13 protein-coding genes and 1 pseudogene are annotated in these 14,690 nt (G+C 62.3%); 2 read left to right on the forward strand and 12 right to left on the reverse strand.

The genetic code is table 11. The annotated features are described in order from the left end of the window. Positions 1-227: 227 nt before the first annotated feature. On the forward strand, positions 228-1,139 hold the full coding sequence (era, locus tag AWB83_RS12830; protein WP_087045784.1) for a GTPase Era: 912 nt from the start codon (positions 228-230) through the stop codon (positions 1,137-1,139). A gap of 413 nt (positions 1,140-1,552) precedes the next feature. On the opposite strand, the gene scpA is transcribed toward era, so the two are convergent. From scpA to AWB83_RS12880, 10 genes are read right to left on the reverse strand one after another with little or no spacing between them, the layout of a single operon-like run. Then, positions 1,553-3,658 carry a methylmalonyl-CoA mutase gene (gene scpA / locus AWB83_RS12835; RefSeq protein WP_244197704.1) on the reverse strand — a complete coding sequence of 702 codons (2,106 nt, stop codon included), beginning with the start codon at positions 3,656-3,658 and terminating at the stop codon, positions 1,553-1,555. Next, positions 3,655-4,482, reverse strand: coding sequence for a Pnap_2097 family protein (locus AWB83_RS12840; protein ID WP_087045788.1), 828 nt, complete (start codon positions 4,480-4,482; stop codon positions 3,655-3,657). The genes scpA and AWB83_RS12840 overlap by 4 nt, the downstream gene beginning before the upstream one ends. Before the next feature lie 9 nt (positions 4,483-4,491). Beyond that, entirely contained in the window at positions 4,492-5,781 is a 1,290-nt protein-coding gene (locus AWB83_RS12845) for an MSMEG_0569 family flavin-dependent oxidoreductase (protein ID WP_087045790.1), read from the reverse strand. A gap of 24 nt (positions 5,782-5,805) precedes the next feature. Further along, complete coding sequence (locus AWB83_RS12850) at positions 5,806-6,090, reverse strand: MSMEG_0570 family nitrogen starvation response protein (RefSeq protein WP_087045792.1); 285 nt, start codon at positions 6,088-6,090, stop codon at positions 5,806-5,808. A gap of 13 nt (positions 6,091-6,103) precedes the next feature. After that, entirely contained in the window at positions 6,104-7,291 is a 1,188-nt protein-coding gene (locus AWB83_RS12855) for an MSMEG_0565 family glycosyltransferase (protein WP_374729103.1), read from the reverse strand. Then, the gene (locus tag AWB83_RS12860; RefSeq protein WP_244197705.1) at positions 7,279-8,229 is read right to left on the reverse strand and encodes a sll0787 family AIR synthase-like protein; all 951 of its coding nucleotides are present in this window, start codon (positions 8,227-8,229) and stop codon (positions 7,279-7,281) included. The genes AWB83_RS12855 and AWB83_RS12860 overlap by 13 nt, the downstream gene beginning before the upstream one ends. Beyond that, on the reverse strand, positions 8,226-8,786 hold the full coding sequence (locus tag AWB83_RS12865) for an MSMEG_0567/Sll0786 family nitrogen starvation N-acetyltransferase (protein ID WP_087045796.1): 561 nt from the start codon (positions 8,784-8,786) through the stop codon (positions 8,226-8,228). Before AWB83_RS12865 ends, AWB83_RS12860 begins: the two co-directional genes overlap by 4 nt. Positions 8,787-8,788: 2 nt before the next feature. After that, positions 8,789-9,859 carry an MSMEG_0568 family radical SAM protein gene (locus AWB83_RS12870; RefSeq protein WP_087045798.1) on the reverse strand — a complete coding sequence of 357 codons (1,071 nt, stop codon included), beginning with the start codon at positions 9,857-9,859 and terminating at the stop codon, positions 8,789-8,791. Beyond that, positions 9,852-10,859 carry a Nit6803 family nitrilase gene (locus AWB83_RS12875; RefSeq protein ID WP_087045937.1) on the reverse strand — a complete coding sequence of 336 codons (1,008 nt, stop codon included), beginning with the start codon at positions 10,857-10,859 and terminating at the stop codon, positions 9,852-9,854. The genes AWB83_RS12870 and AWB83_RS12875 overlap by 8 nt, the downstream gene beginning before the upstream one ends. A 5-nt stretch (positions 10,860-10,864) precedes the next feature. Next, positions 10,865-11,347, reverse strand: coding sequence for an MSMEG_0572/Sll0783 family nitrogen starvation response protein (locus AWB83_RS12880; RefSeq protein ID WP_016348771.1), 483 nt, complete (start codon positions 11,345-11,347; stop codon positions 10,865-10,867). Between the two features lie 381 nt (positions 11,348-11,728). On the opposite strand from AWB83_RS12880, the gene AWB83_RS12885 reads away from it, so the two are divergent. After that, positions 11,729-13,120: an aminotransferase-like domain-containing protein gene (locus tag AWB83_RS12885; RefSeq protein ID WP_087045799.1), complete on the forward strand. Its 1,392-nt coding sequence runs from the start codon at positions 11,729-11,731 to the stop codon at positions 13,118-13,120. A 175-nt stretch (positions 13,121-13,295) separates the two neighbouring features. Here AWB83_RS12885 and AWB83_RS12890 read toward each other — a convergent pair. Beyond that, positions 13,296-13,634: pseudogene (locus AWB83_RS12890) on the reverse strand (MlrC C-terminal domain-containing protein); the annotation flags it as partial. A 649-nt stretch (positions 13,635-14,283) separates the two neighbouring features. Beyond that, positions 14,284-14,682 (reverse strand): host attachment protein, encoded by a 399-nt coding sequence (locus AWB83_RS12895; RefSeq protein WP_341866698.1) that lies wholly within the window; start codon positions 14,680-14,682, stop codon positions 14,284-14,286. Positions 14,683-14,690: the final 8 nt, after the last annotated feature.

The raw sequence follows: 14,690 nt of genomic DNA on the forward strand, positions 1-14,690 counted from the left end.
GTTGGAGCACAGGCTAACGAAATTATGTGGAGTACAGCTTGGGTAGCGGGAAGTCGGTAGCGCTCAGACCACCAACAACGGAACCGATAGTGAATATCGCATAAAGCGATCAACACTTCGACATGTTTGCCTGCAAAGTTCCAGATCTGCTTCGCTATAATCAATCGATCAAGCACTCACGTCGGGGCTCGCCTTCCAAACTCGCTGCCATCGCCGAGGTATGGACCATGAACGATCCTGCTGTTGACCCTTCCCCTCCTGGTTTCCGTTGTGGAGTTATCGCTATCGTCGGGCGGCCGAACGTCGGTAAGTCGACACTAATGAACGCGCTCGTCGGACAGAAGATCAGTATTACATCGCGTAAGGCACAGACGACGCGTCATCGCATCACAGGTATCAATACGACTCCGGACGCGCAGTTCATCTTCGTCGACACGCCCGGCTTCCAGACCCGTCATGACGCCGCGCTGAACCGGTCGTTGAACCGCGCGGTTACGTCGACGCTGACCTCGGTTGACGTGATCCTGTTCGTGATCGAGGCTGGCAAGTTCGTGACGGATGACCAGAAGGTTCTCGACCTGATTCCACCCGGCATGCCCACGTTATTGATCGCGAACAAGCTCGACTGCGTCAGGGACAAGGAGACGCTGTTTCCGCTCATGCAGCAGATGAGCAAATTGCGGGAGTTTGTCGAGATCGTGCCGCTGTCGGCCACCAATCCGAAGGACATCGAGCACCTCTTGGAGACGATCAGACCATACCTGCCGGAAGGAACGCCGATCTACGGCGAAGATGACCTGACCGATCGGAGCTCGCGATTCCTCGCCGCCGAGATCCTGCGTGAAAAGGTGTTCCGCTGGACCGGCGACGAACTGCCCTACACGAGCACGGTACTGATCGACAGGTTCGAAGAGGAAGGACGCCTCAAGCGCATCTTCGCGACGATCCTCGTAGAACGCGAATCACAAAAGGCAATCGTGATCGGCAAGGAAGGATCGAAGCTCAAGCAGATCAACACCGACGCACGGCTTGACATGGAAAAGCTGTTCGATGGCCCTGTATATCTCGAGACATTCGTCAAGGTGAAGAGCGGCTGGGCGGACAATGAAGCAGGACTTCGTGCCTACGGATACGAATGACGCTCGTAGCCACGGGTATCCGGAACGGCACGCCCTGTTGGATCCGTTGCAGTGAGCCGGTCCGCGATGATGTGCGGAACGACATGACCGACGAAGGTAATAGAAATCATCAAGCCAGGGAGGCGGATGTGTTGGCTCTCGACGCGGGGCCCGTCCGCCGAATGGCTGCTTAACTACTCAGCGAGCATCTCAAAGTGGCCGGCGACGGACCTGGGGATTTTAAAATCCGAGTCTGGGACCGATGGCGCGCCAGCGCGGGCCGTTGCACAACATCTCCAAGAAGGCCGGCTGCAGAATGCCACGGCGACGGAGACTACGAACGACTCTTTATGGCCGTACGCGGCAGCTCAGCTCCCGTTGCATCGAATCCCGTTGCCTCGGTGCTTCACAAACGTGTTTGCCAGACGGTAGCCTTATTCGAGGACTCGCGTGCGTTCTGGCACGCGCCGGATCGACGCACCGAAGCGGCTCGTTTCAATCAGCCGCACAAGCCGCTCGACGATCTCGTGTACGGTTGTCCCCGGTCCGAAGATTTCTGCCACGCCTATGTTCCGTAGAGAAAGCGCGTCCTTATCTGGCACGATCCCGCCGACGACTACGGGCGCACATACGTCTCTTTCTCCAAGTTCGCGCATGAATTGAAGTACCAGCCTTCCATGCGCTCCGGCAAGCGACGAAACGCCGATCACGTCGCATCTTTCTTCCGCGGCAAACCTCGCTGCGCGCGTCGGCGAAGCAAACAGGCCGCTCATCGCTACATCAAAGCCCGCGTCCTTCAGCGCCGCCGACACCACGTTCGCGCCGCGATCGTGTCCGTCGAGTCCGAGTTTTGCCATCAGCAGACGTGGTTTTCTGCCCAGCTTCTTCGCGAGTCGCGCAACCTGTGCGATCGCCGCATGCCATGCCTCGTCATCTCCGTATTGTGTTCCATACGCATTCGACATGACGCCCGATGTCTGCACATGGCGCGGCCAAACTGCTTCAAGGGCACGCGTACATTCACCCACCGTCGCCCGCGCGCGCATGCAATCGATTGTCAGTGCAAGCAGGTTGTCGGCATCGTCGTGTGCGGCGCGAGTCAATGCCGAGAGCGTCGTGCTCACGCGATATTCGTCGCGTCGGCGTTTGACGTCGGAAATTCTGCGCGACTGTTGCACGCGCACATGCTCCCCATCGATTGCGATACATTCGGGAGCATCATCATCTGCCTCGATTGCCCGAAAGGCGTTAGTGCCGACGATCACCTGTTCCCCCGCATCGATGCGCGCTTGCGTCACCGCCGCGCTTGCTCGAATCCGCTGCTGAACCCAGCCCGTGCGAATCGCCTCACGAGCGCCGCCGCCCGCCTCGATTTCGTCGATCATTTCGCGCGCCCGCCCGGCAAGTTCCGCCGTCAGCGATTCCATCATGTACGAGCCGGCCCACGGATCGATCACGTCGCACAAGCCCATTTCGTGCTGAAGGATCAGTTGCGTGTCGCGCGCGAGTTGCGAGGCCGATGCGGATGGCAGCGCGAGCGCCTCGTCATGCGCATTCGTGTGCAGCGACTGCGTCCCGCCGAACACGGCCGCCATCGCCTCGACGGTCGTACGCACGATGTTGTTGTGCGTGCGCGTCGGGCTGAGCGACCAGCCCGAAGTCTGGCAGTGCATGCGCAGCGCACGGCTTTTCGGCGTGCTCGCACCCTCTTCCGCCGCGATTCTCGACCACAGCAAGCGCGCCGCGCGCAGCTTCGCGATCTCCGTATAAAAGTCCGTTCCGGCGCCGAGGAAAAAGCTCAGTTGCTCGCAAACGGCATCGGCCTCCAAGCCGCGCGCACGCAACGCGCGAAGATATTCGCGGGCATTCGCGAACGTGAGCGCAAGTTCCAGCGAAGCATCCGCGCCCGCTTCCTGAAAGTGATAACCGGACACGGAAAGCGCCTTGAAACGCGGCATGTGTTCATTCAGAAACTGCGCGACATCCGCGACGATGCGCATCGACGGTTCCGGCGCGAACACATAGGTATTGCGCACCATGAACTCCTTGAGGATGTCGTTCTGCACCGTGCCCGAGAGCGAATCCATCGCGATGCCGCGCTCTTCGGCCGCGACGATGAAAGCGGCGAGTACCGGCAGCACTGCGCCGTTCATCGTCATCGAGACGGATACGCAATCGAGCGCGATGCCTTCGAAGAGACGCGCCATGTCGTCGACGGTATCGATCGCCACTCCTGCGAGGCCTACGTCGGCGCGTGCTTCGTGATCGGTGGAATCGTAGCCGAGCTGCGTCGGCAGATCGAAGGCCACAGACAGGCCTTGCGCCCCGTGCGCGAGCGCCTTGCGAAACGCGAGATTCGAATCTGCGGCGTCCGCATAACCGGCGTACTGGCGAATGGTCCAAGGCTTCGACGTGTACATCGAGGCATACGGTCCGCGCACGAATGGTTGCGCGCCGGGTTGCGAATCGAGATGCTCGATGCCGTCAAGATCCGCCGAAGTGTAAAGCGGCTTCAATGGAACGCGTCGCGGACGGCTCATGCACGCCTCCGTGTCTTGTGCGTGAGGACGTCGGCGATCTTCCTGCCGTCGCTCGTGCGTTCGATCTCGCACCAGTGCGCCACGCGCGTCTCGCCGACGAATGCGCGCCGAAACGTCAGTCGCAGGCTCTCGCCGACATTGATGTTCCCGTGATAGTGCAACTCTCGAGAGACGATCGCAGGTGTGTCGGCGAGGCGCCATGTCTGCCACTCCGCCCGATCGACAAATGCCTGGAAGCTCGCGAAGTAAAGAAAGTCCGCGCCGTTGAAATCGTTGTATGGACAAGGCAGAAACGTTAGTGGCGCACACGTCGTGTCCTCGTGCAGCCCGAGTTCGGCGATGCGCGCATCGGCCTCACGACGACGCAACTCGCGCGCGGCCTCCTGCATGTCGGCGACGGCCGAGTTCATCGGAACGATATCGCCTTTCAGCATCGCGAAGCTTGCACGCGCGACCGAGCGGTTATTCCGCTCCTCGGTGCGACGCACGAAGGTGGAGATCATCGACACGGCGGCGCTCATTCCGTCGCGCCCGCTCACACGATGTTCGCTCAGATGCCGAACCGGTCCGACACGCGACAATTCCGTGCGAATGTGGAATGTATCGTTCTCCCGCGCATCACGAATGCCTTGCGCGCGCAAACGGATCGACGTGAACGCGGCATACGCGCGGCTGCCTTCATCGGAGAAGAAATCGCTCGGAGTTTCGCGCGCGAGCGCATCCCAATGCCGGTCGCCACACTCCTTCAGCAGCCAGCTCTCCGACAGCCCCGCGAAGTTCAGCTGCGGCATGCCGGCGCGATATGTGTCGTCGTGATGAGCCATGACGCTCCTTCAGGCACACGCGATCGACACGCGATCCGGCGTGCTCGCACGCTCGGCGCAGATCGCATCGACGATGTATTGCGCATCGCGCGCAACGCCCGAGAAGCGGCCCGAACCCCATGTGTGCAGCCACGGCAAGCCCACGAAATAAAGCCCCGGCACCGCCGTCACGCCGCGCATGTGCGACGGATATCCGCGTCCGTTGAATACCGGCGCGTCGAGCCAGCCGAAGTCCGGCGTGAAGCCGATGCACCACACGATCGACGTAATGCCGCTCGCCTGCAGATCGAGTTCCACGCGTTCGTCCTGCGGCTGCCAGAGCGGCTCGTAACGCATCGCGGACGGCGCGTCGATGCCGTGTTTCGCGATGAATCCATCGATGCTCGCGTTGATGCGGTTATACGTATCGTCTGCGTCGTCGAGATTCGCGCGCAGATTCGCCGCGAAGCGCAGCTTGCCGTCGCGGAAATCTTCCAGTCGCCCGAACAGTTCCATGCCCTCGACCGCGAAACGGCGCAGGTCGATGTCACGTCCGCCGTCCCGGCCCGTGACATAGTGATTGGTGTTGTCGCGCACGCCTTCGCGCAGCGGATGATCGGTCACGGGCATGTCGTAATAGCGCATGTCCGCGAGCCAGTCGACGACATCCCGGCCGCGATAGAAGCGCGCGCAACGCGGCGCCTCGCCGACCGCGAGATGCACCTTGCGGCCCGACAGGTGCAGATCCTCCGCGATCTGCGCGCCCGACTGGCCCGAGCCGACGACGAGCACCGCGCCGGGCGGCAGCGCATCGGCATTGCGATATTCCGACGACTGCACCTGCGTGATGTTCTGCGGCAATCGCTCGGCCATGCGCGGCACGATCGGCGTGTGATAGCCGCCCGACGCGACGACGATCTGGTCCGCCGTGAACTCGCCGCGCCCGCTCGTCACGACATAGCGTCCGTTTGCGTCCCGCGTCACGCGCATCACCGCCGCGCCTTCGAGCACTGGCGCCTTTACCTTCGCGATGAACGCATCGAGGTATTCGATGATCTCGTCCTTCTTCATGAAGCCGTGCGGGTCCGCGCCGGTGTACGGATGCCCCGGCAGCGCGCATTGCCAGTTGGGCGTCACGAGGCAGAACGTGTCCCAGCGCTGCGTGCGCCACGTGTGCGTGACCGTATGCTTCTCCAGCACGAGATGGTCGATGTTCGCCTGCTGCAAAAAGTGGCTGACCGACAGCCCGGCCTGCCCGCCGCCCACGACGATCACGCTGTAATGGGCCGGCGCAGCCTGAGTTGAATCCATGTTGGACATTTCGCTTCCCCCTCCACAAGATAGTCAATCGAGCGCGAGCACGGTCACGCGTGCGTCATTCGCTTCACTGAAACGGCTCGCATCCTCTTCGATGCGTGCAAGCTGATCGAGCGCGGCCGAGCACGCGAAGCCGTACTTGTCGCGCACGCGTTCCGAGCCAATGTTCAATGCCTCGCGCGAGCGCGCGACGAATTCGTGGACGGAGTAGCTTTCGCCCGCAGCAAAATATTCGCCGACGACCGTCGAAGGCGAATAGCAGTTCGCCTCTACGCCGTCCGGCCAACGAATCAGGAAATGCATGACTGGCATGTTGGTGCCCCGGTTATGGGTTGAGCGCAAGCGGAGCGCGGACGAGCCACTTGCCGTAGATGTCGAGATGACGCGCGGCGCTCGATTGCCAGGAGAAGCGCCGCAACAGCGCGGGGGTCGCATCAAGGAAGTCGATGCCGCTCGCGCCATCGATCGCCTTATCGAGCGCAACGGCGATCGACACGGCGTCGTTGGGATCGGTGAAGACGCACGTCCGGTCGTCGAGATACTCGGTGAATGGCGCGATGCGCGAGACCACGACCGGACATTCGCTCGCAAGCGCTTCGAGCACCACGAGGCCGAAGCCTTCTCGAAGCGAGATCATCGAGACGACATCGGCGAGACGAAAAAGCGCGGGCATCGAGGCATCGGGCAGCGCGCCGGTGACGATGACCGGCGTGCCTTCGCCGCTGACGTCGAGCCCCAGTCCGGCGGCGCGGGAAAGAAAGCGGCGTGTGTAGTCATCGTGATCGAGAAGGCTCGCGCCGCCTGCCAGCATGAGTTGCGCGGTCGGCCGTCGCGCGCGCAGCAAAGCGAACGCTTCGAGGAGCATCGACGTATTCTTGCGCTCCTCGATGCCGCCCACCGCGAGCACGACGGGTCCCGTGCCGATGCCGAAGCGTTCGCGAAGGCAGCTCGTGTCGCCATCGGCGCAAGCGCCATAGCGCATTCTGTCGATTCCGTTCGCGACTGTCTGAGCCTCGACCCCGTACGTCTCGCGCATCGTGCGCGCCCACGCTTCGCTCACGCAGAGCACTTCATCCGCGTCCTGCCATGCGCGACGCTGCCAATGCGAGAGTTGCGCGTCGTCGAAGTGATCGAGATGATGAACGGTGCGCACGAAGCCGCGAATCGCGCCTTCTTCCTTGAGTTCGGCGAGCGTATTCCCGCCAATGCTGTCCTGCGCATGCAGCACATCGAAGCGGCTCACGTCTTCATCCACGAGTGCGCGCTTCAATGCGACGATACGTTCCTCGACCATGTGGACCATGCCCTGCCGTTCGCCTGTTACGCGGGACAATACGACACGGCACGACGACGCGCGAAACATCGTCTCTCCTGTGCGCGCCGGCGCGAACACCGTGACGTCCTGACCAAGTTCATGCAATGCGCGCCCGAGTTCGAGCGTATGCACCACGCCGCCGCGCGGATTCACCGAATGCGTGAGCAGCGCGATACGCAGTCTGTTCATCGCGCGCATATGAACGGCTCCTCCTGTAGATTCCACAGCAATGCGGTCTCGCCACCGCGCGTTACGACGACTTCACGCGATGCATCCACCTCGCCGATCACGGCGCCCGCAATTTCACGCGATGCGAAGCGCGCGAGCACTTCATCGACGTGTTCCCCGCGCACGGAGAGCACGAAGCCGAAGCTCGGAAACGCCGTGAGCCAGCGTTCGAAATCGACATCGGCGGGGCGCGGCAATGCATCGAGATCGATGCGCGCGCCAACCTCCGAGCATTCGAGCAGCATCAACGCGGTGCCGAGCGCGCCCGCCATGCTGATGTCCTTCGCGGCATCGCACAGGCCGTCTTCTGCGAGCGCGGGCAACAGTTCGAAATCTGCACGAGCGCGGCCTGCCGGCGCTCCGACCGACGCGTTCCAGAACGGATACGGCTCCTCGAACCGGCCTCTCAGATCGACGGCCATCACGAGCACATCGCCGGGGCGTGCGTCGAAGCTCGTCAAAAGCTTGCGCGCCCGCCCGACTATCGCCACCGCGAGTTGCGCGCCGTCGCTGCGCACGTTGCTGTGACCGCCGACGACCGGCACGCCATATACAGCCGATGCCGCCGCCATTCCCGCGAGCACTTCGCCCGCGTCTTCCGCATTGCCGCTCCACAGTGCATCGACCACGGCGAGCGGGCGTCCGCCCATCGCGTAGATGTCGCTCACGTTCACCATCACGCCGCTGTAGCCGGCGAACCAAGGCATCGAACGAACGAAGTCGCTGATCATGCCTTCGATCGCGAAGAGCAGGTAACCATCGCCGTCGGGAATCGCTGCGCAGTCGTCGCCGATGGCAACCGACTGCGCAGCCGAAGGCAAGCGAGAGAGAACGTGCGAGATATCGCGCTTGTGGCGAAAACCGCGACTCTCGCGCAGACGTTCGACGAGAACGGCCAGCGTATTCACGGCAACCTCCGCGCCAGCGCCACGAACCCGCTCTGCGGCGTGACGCATGGCGGATACGCATCGAGTTGCGCGCGCATCAGATGATGCGCACGTCCGAAGAGCGTTTCCTCCTGTTGCGTGTCCCAGCGCAGTCGTCTGAAGAGCGGGACGTTTTGCGCCTGCACGTGCGCGAGAAACGTCTGGCAGCCGATCGCATGCGCGCTCGATACCGCGAGACGGATAAGCGTGGAGCCGATCTTGCCGTGCGAGCGGAACGCCGCGTGCACCGCGAGCCGCGAGCCGAACCACACGCCGGGCTCGGTTTCATGGATACGCACCGTGCCGACGACCTGTTCCGGCATGCCGGCCACGCAACTCAGCGCGACCAGCAGTTGCGCGCGCTCGTCGATCTCGTCACGGTCATCGCCGACGAACACGCCCTGCTCGATGCAGAACACGGCGCGCCGCAGCTTGTACGCTTCATCCTCTTCCCACGGCAGCGTCGCCCATTTGACGCGATATTCGACCGGCGTGTAGTCGAGATCGAACGCATCGCCTTCAATGGCTTCGACGAACATGGTCACACCTCGTACGAAGAAAGCGACGAGCACGCGCCGCATTTGCCGCAGCCCGCCTTGATGTCGGCGGAACGCATGCCCGCGTCCGCGAGCATCCTGCCGATGGGTGCGAGCGCGGCGCGCATGAATTCGGGCGTCGGCGCCGGATGATCCTCGAGCGGCGTACCGCTAATCGGCACGAAGGGCACGACGAACGGATACACGCCGATCTCGATCAGCTCGCGCGCCGTATCGACGATGGCCTGCGCGCTGTCGCCCAGTCCGGCGAGAATGTACGTGCTCACCTGTGCGCGTCCGAACACGTCGACCGCCGCCTCGAAAGCCTCCATGTAGCGCGACACCGGCACCGTCGCCTTGCCGGGCATGATGCGTTCGCGCACCGCGGGTGTCACCGCTTCGAGATGCATGCCGAGCGTATCGATGCCGCTCGCTTTCATGCGCTCGAACCAGCGGTCGTCGTCGGGCGGCTCGCATTGCGCCTGGATCGGCAGATCGACCGCGGCCTTGATCGCAAACGCGCTTTCGCAGAGGATCTGCGCGCCGCGATCCGGCGTCGGCGGTGTGCCGGTTGTCAGGACCATGTGCTTCACGCCATCGAGCAGCACGGCGGCGCGCGCCACCTCGGCAAGCTGCTCCGGCGTCTTGCGCTCGATGGTGCGCCCGGCCGCCAGCGATTGCCCGATCGCGCAGAACTTGCACGATTTGCGGCGGCTTTCGTAGCGGATGCAGGTTTGCAGGACCGTCGTCGCGAGCACGTCGGCGCTGTGCAGCGTCGCGATGTGCGAGTACGGCACGCCGTCTAGCGTCTGCATCGCGTAAAAGCGCGGCGCCTTCGGAAAGCTGATGCTCGCGATCGGAATGGCGTTGCGCATCAGCGCGCTGGTGCCGTTCTCATCGGGCTGGCCGGCGACGAACGGCGACTCCCATGCGGTGCTCGTGTGCACGGGCACCATGATGGTCACGCCATCGACGGTGACCGCCTTGTGATCCGACGGTCCAGCGCCGCCGCGTCGGCTCGACACGCCCGCGCGCGGATCGACGAGCCGCAGGCCCGTCGACTGAAGCTCAGTCATCAATTGCCGGGTCGATGCCGGCAGGTTCGCGCGGGCGTTCATCGTCGTAGGTGTCCTTGAAAGAAGTGACGGGCGATGCCGGGCGGTCGTTGATCGCAAGGCTCAGCAACTCGGGCCGCGCGTAGTGACCGACCGAATCCATCATGCGTTTGCGCTTCGTGATGAGCGACATGTCCAGATCGGCGATCACCATGCCCTCGCCTTCGCGCAAGGGCTCGGCGAGATGCTGGCCTTCGGGCGAGACGATCGCGGTGTTGCAGCCGCCGCGCAGCGCACGTTGCAGATTGGGATCGGGCGTGACGGCTTCGATCTGCGCATCGGTCAGCCAGCCCGTGGCGTTCACGACGAAGCAGCCCGATTCGAGCGCGTGGTGACGGATCGTGACCTCGATCTGCTCCGCGAAGATCGGACCAACGAGCGAGCCGGGAAACTGGCTGCAATGAATCTCTTCGTGCTGCGTCATCAACGCATACCGCGCGAGCGGGTTGTAGTGCTCCCAGCAGGCGAGCGCGCCCACGCGGCCGATACCCGTGTCGACCACCTTCAAGCCCGCTGCATCGCCTTGTCCCCAGATCATGCGTTCGTGAAATGTCGGCGTGATCTTGCGGCGCTTGAGAAGCAGCGTGCCGTCGGTATCGAAGATGAGCTGCGTGTTGTAGAGGCTGCCATGATCGCGCTCGTTCACGCCGAGCACGACCACCATGTTCGCGAGCCGCGCGCGCTCGGCGACCGCCTGCGTGACCGGTCCCGGCACCACGACCGCCTGCTCGTAGAGCTTCATATGGTCCGCGCCCGATGCCACCGGCGCGCGCACGAACGAGAAGTACGGGTAATACGGCACGAAGGTTTCGGGGAACACGATGAGCTGAACGCCCTGCGCCGCCGCTTCATCGATGGCCGTGCAGACGCGGTCGAGCGTGCCGTTCGGGCGCTCCAAATCCGGCGTGATCTGCACGGCGGCGGCGCGCACGATGCGCTTTTTCGAAAGGGCGTCGGACATGATCGTCACACGGTCCACGTATGGATGACGAGCGCGTTCTCCTTGCGATGAAGCAACTGGAGATCGAGCACATCGAGCGGGTTGATCGGACGAATGCCCTCGATGAGCGACGCCTCGCCGTGTCCATAAAGAGCCTGCAATGCGAAGCGGCATGCGTAGACCTTCCCGCCCTCAGCCATGAACTTTTGCAGCTGCTTGTTGAAGTTGAGATGGCCGGGGAACGCTTCGTCGCCGAGCGTCGGGAAGCCGCGTTGCAGGCCGAGCGTCACACCCGGTCCGTAGAGCAGCACGGAGGTATCGAAGCCCTTGCGTTGCAGACGCGTGGCTTGCAGCAGATTCACGAAGCCGATCGAGCCTTCGAACGCGACCGTATGAAACGTGACGAGTGCTTTCTCGCCAGGTTCGGCCTTCACGTCTTCGAAAACTTTCTCTTCGTAATCGACCAGATAGTCGCCGTTCTTGTGAAGCGGTTGATTGACTGCGGGCATGGCATTCTCCGATGTTGGGTTCACGTCGATACCGTCCCGTTTCATCGCGACGGCGAACGCTCAAACGCAACGGATATGCCAATGATTGGCTCGTAAAATGCAATCACTTTGCAATCAAGCAAAACGAACTTGCATGCGCGACGCGAAAAATTCTCGTGCAAGCCGTTCCGGACGAGCTTTCGCCGTCATGCGCGGGAGCCTTGCACGAGCGATGCGCGCACGCTTTCGGCGCAGGAAAGCCTGTGCGTGGTGCGCAGTACACCGAAGCCGTGCATAAATGCGATCAATGCAATCAACTGTGATCAGCGCATGCGATCTCTTTTCTTTTGATTGATTTGTCATGCTAAGGTGAATCGAACCTTTGCCGAGGACATCGCGGTCATGAATCAGCCGGCGCATCACTGGATCAGAAAGCTTGAAGAGAGTAGAAAGCCCGCTTATCTGACGATTCCCGATCTGATCGAAGAGGACCTTGCGACCGGGCGATTGCGGCCGCGTGATCGATTGCCCGGTTTGCGCGATCTCGCCGACCTGCTCAGCCTCAACTACACGACGGTCGCGCGTGCCTACGCGGAAGCGCGCAAGCGCGGGCTGCTCGATGCGCGCGCGGGTAGCGGAACCTTCGTGCGCGGCAGGACGCAGACGTTGCCGCTCGCGGGGGGCGGCAGCGTCGAGATGTCGATGAACATGCCGCCCGAACCGCCGCTGCTGGCAGCGCGACTGCGCGCGTCGGCGGCGAACCTGATGGAGCGTGCCGATCCGTTCCAGTTGTTGCGCTATCAGGATTTCGGCGGAACGGCCGCGGATCGCGCGGCGGGACGCGAATGGCTTCGGAAACGCGTTCCGGATTGCGATGTCGATAACGTGCTCGTTTGTCCGGGCATTCATGGCGCGCTCGTTGCGCTGGTGTCGCAGCTTGCGCGGCCGGGCGAGATCATCTGTCTGGATTCGCTCGCTTATCCCGGGATCAAGGCGATTGCTTCGCAACTGGGCGTGCGCTTGCAGGCCTTGCCCCGCGATGACGAAGGGCCGTTGCCGCATGCGTTCGAAGCGTTGTGCAAGACGGAGAAGCCGGGAGCGTTCTACTGCAATCCGACGCTGCAGAATCCGAGCACATTGACCTTGACACGGCAGCGGCGCGAAGCCCTTGCCGATGTGGCCTTGCGTTACAACGTGCCGATCATCGAAGATGAGCCTTACGGCATGTTGCCTTTCGATGCGCCCGCCACGCTCGCGGAACTTGCGCCCGAACTGACGTATCACGTGACCGGTTTATCGAAGACGCTGGGTGCGGGGCTGCGCGTGGCATATCTCAAAGCGCCTACGCCGCGACAGACGCAGCGGATCGCGGGAGCATTGCGTGCGACGACGGTCATGCCGAGTCCTTTCACGGTCCTCCTCGCGACCCAATGGGTCAACGACGGCACGGCTTCAGACGTGCTCGAAGCTATTCGCGAAGAGGCATCGGCCAGACAGGCGATCGCGTCGGACGAGCTTCGAGGCTTCGCGTTCGACGCCGACCCGCACGGGTTTCATCTCTGGCTGCCCGTGCCTTCGATGTGTGATTGGAGTGTGCCGGAGTTGGCCCTCCAGCTGCGGAATCAAGGCATCGGCGCGGTGGGCGGAGCCGCATTTTCTACAGATGGGAATCCGCCGAATGCGCTGCGGTTGTGTCTCGGTGGACCTCAGGACCGGGAAGATTGCCGCGAAGCGCTAAGGCGTGTCGCCGATATGATAGGCGATCCGCATCATCTTCATATGCCGATGCTTTGAAACGTTGCTCACAATACGCTGCGAGCGAGCCATCGCCTAGGTGAACGGGCGAGTTCGACCCCAGGCCGCCCCTCAATGCCACGAGACTTCAATGCCACTTCTCGGCGGCGGATTCAACCGGTCGATGCAACGATTTGGTTAAATCGCTCAGCCGTCATTGCCGCGCTTGCCGATATCAAATGCTCTCGCCCACCTCGAACGCCCCGCCACCCGGACGCGCCCGCATGCCTCGCGCAGGATGTGTCCACGGCAAGTCAGCCGGGTCGGCCACCATCGGGCCGGGCGCCTTCGCGACACGCACGGCCTTGGCGATCGGCTCGAAATCCGCACGGAAATGCGCCGAGCTCTTGTTGACCAGAATCTTCATGTCCTCGGACTGGATGCCTGTGGCGCGATAAAGATTTCGATCCAGCATCTGCGCTTTGCCCGAACTCACCGCGATCAGCACGCCATCGAAACGCAGACACGCCACCGGGCCGAGCTCGGCCTGCATGCCGTTCATCATCGGGCCGTCCTAGCGGCAACGTCCTTCGGATCGGACTCGGCGCGGCGACGCCCCGTCAACACTCCAAGACGCCGTAGCTCTGATACGTTTTTTTTTTCGCAAGCTGCTTCTATCACAAGCGCTTGGGCACTGGCAAAGTACGGAAGTTCTCTCAGGTTCTAGCACGGCCCTCGGAAAACGCTAGAACCCTTTAGCCGCTCTGTCAGAGCGGCTTTCTTTTTGTGCTGAGTCGGAGGAGGTTTTGCCTCACTGTCTCACAAAGATGTGTGAGGCTGTACAGCAAAACGGACATCGCTGAAGCCGCTCGGAGATGTGAGCAGCGATGCGCCAACAAAGCATAGCAATTGAATCAGGTGCCTCACGCCACGTGTGCGGGGGAAACACCGTGGAATGTATTCCCTGGATAGGGTAAATGAACTGCAGATTTCGCCGCTTCTCTTACCGACTTGAATGAGGGGTTGTGCGAAAAGGGACCCATCGGAGGAAGCACACAGCAACAGAAGTCTCGGTGCTCACCGGGTGCGACCCCGACGCTTTTAACGCTCCCTACGGCCTTACTGATCGGGCTGCAGGCAAAGTTGACTACTGCAGTTCGTCGGCCGAATTTGTCAAGAGCGGCGGACACATTGGATGTGGCCCACGACCGGGCGGGTCGCCTTCAATGCCTTCCCAGGTGTGCTTGAATTTCGCGCGCATCGAGGGCCGAGAGATCTTCGTTGATCTCCTCGAAAATCATCTGACGCGTCTGCTCGCTCAGGCGCTCGCGAAGCATGCCTAGAAATTTCGGCTCAGCCGCAAATCGCAATCGCTGATACCGGTGATGAAGCCGGCCCTGTTCGACGCGGTCGGCGACGGTCTTCGCGAATTTCTCGCGATCCTTCTCGCTCAGCGCCGGCCCACTAGGGGCGACATTGACGAGGTCTTCGATTTCCCGCAAGTCTAGTTTAAGTCCCGGGGTCTCGAAGATTCGAGCACGGCTGCCGTCGGCGACGACAACCCAGGTTATGTCAGCCATGGTGCGCCTCTCAGCGTGATCGGTCGCCAGCTCGGCGGCCATCGCAAATC

Source organism: Caballeronia ptereochthonis (assembly GCF_001545075.1).
GTDB lineage: Bacteria > Pseudomonadota > Gammaproteobacteria > Burkholderiales > Burkholderiaceae > Caballeronia > Caballeronia ptereochthonis.

What these genes read in the sequence shown, in the direction of transcription:
- era (WP_087045784.1), top strand. Translation starts at nt 228, where the DNA reads ATGAACGATCCTGCTGTTGACCCTTCCCCTCCTGGTTTCCGTTGTGGA.
- scpA (WP_244197704.1), bottom strand. Translation starts at nt 3,658, where the DNA reads ATGAGCCGTCCGCGACGCGTTCCATTGAAGCCGCTTTACACTTCGGCG.
- AWB83_RS12840 (WP_087045788.1), bottom strand. Translation starts at nt 4,482, where the DNA reads ATGGCTCATCACGACGACACATATCGCGCCGGCATGCCGCAGCTGAAC.
- AWB83_RS12845 (WP_087045790.1), bottom strand. Translation starts at nt 5,781, where the DNA reads ATGTCCAACATGGATTCAACTCAGGCTGCGCCGGCCCATTACAGCGTG.
- AWB83_RS12850 (WP_087045792.1), bottom strand. Translation starts at nt 6,090, where the DNA reads ATGCCAGTCATGCATTTCCTGATTCGTTGGCCGGACGGCGTAGAGGCG.
- AWB83_RS12855 (WP_374729103.1), bottom strand. Translation starts at nt 7,291, where the DNA reads ATGCGCGCGATGAACAGACTGCGTATCGCGCTGCTCACGCATTCGGTG.
- AWB83_RS12865 (WP_087045796.1), bottom strand. Translation starts at nt 8,786, where the DNA reads ATGTTCGTCGAAGCCATTGAAGGCGATGCGTTCGATCTCGACTACACG.
- AWB83_RS12870 (WP_087045798.1), bottom strand. Translation starts at nt 9,859, where the DNA reads ATGACTGAGCTTCAGTCGACGGGCCTGCGGCTCGTCGATCCGCGCGCG.
- AWB83_RS12875 (WP_087045937.1), bottom strand. Translation starts at nt 10,859, where the DNA reads ATGTCCGACGCCCTTTCGAAAAAGCGCATCGTGCGCGCCGCCGCCGTG.
- AWB83_RS12880 (WP_016348771.1), bottom strand. Translation starts at nt 11,347, where the DNA reads ATGCCCGCAGTCAATCAACCGCTTCACAAGAACGGCGACTATCTGGTC.
- AWB83_RS12885 (WP_087045799.1), top strand. Translation starts at nt 11,729, where the DNA reads ATGAATCAGCCGGCGCATCACTGGATCAGAAAGCTTGAAGAGAGTAGA.
- AWB83_RS12895 (WP_341866698.1), bottom strand. Translation starts at nt 14,682, where the DNA reads ATGGCCGCCGAGCTGGCGACCGATCACGCTGAGAGGCGCACCATGGCT.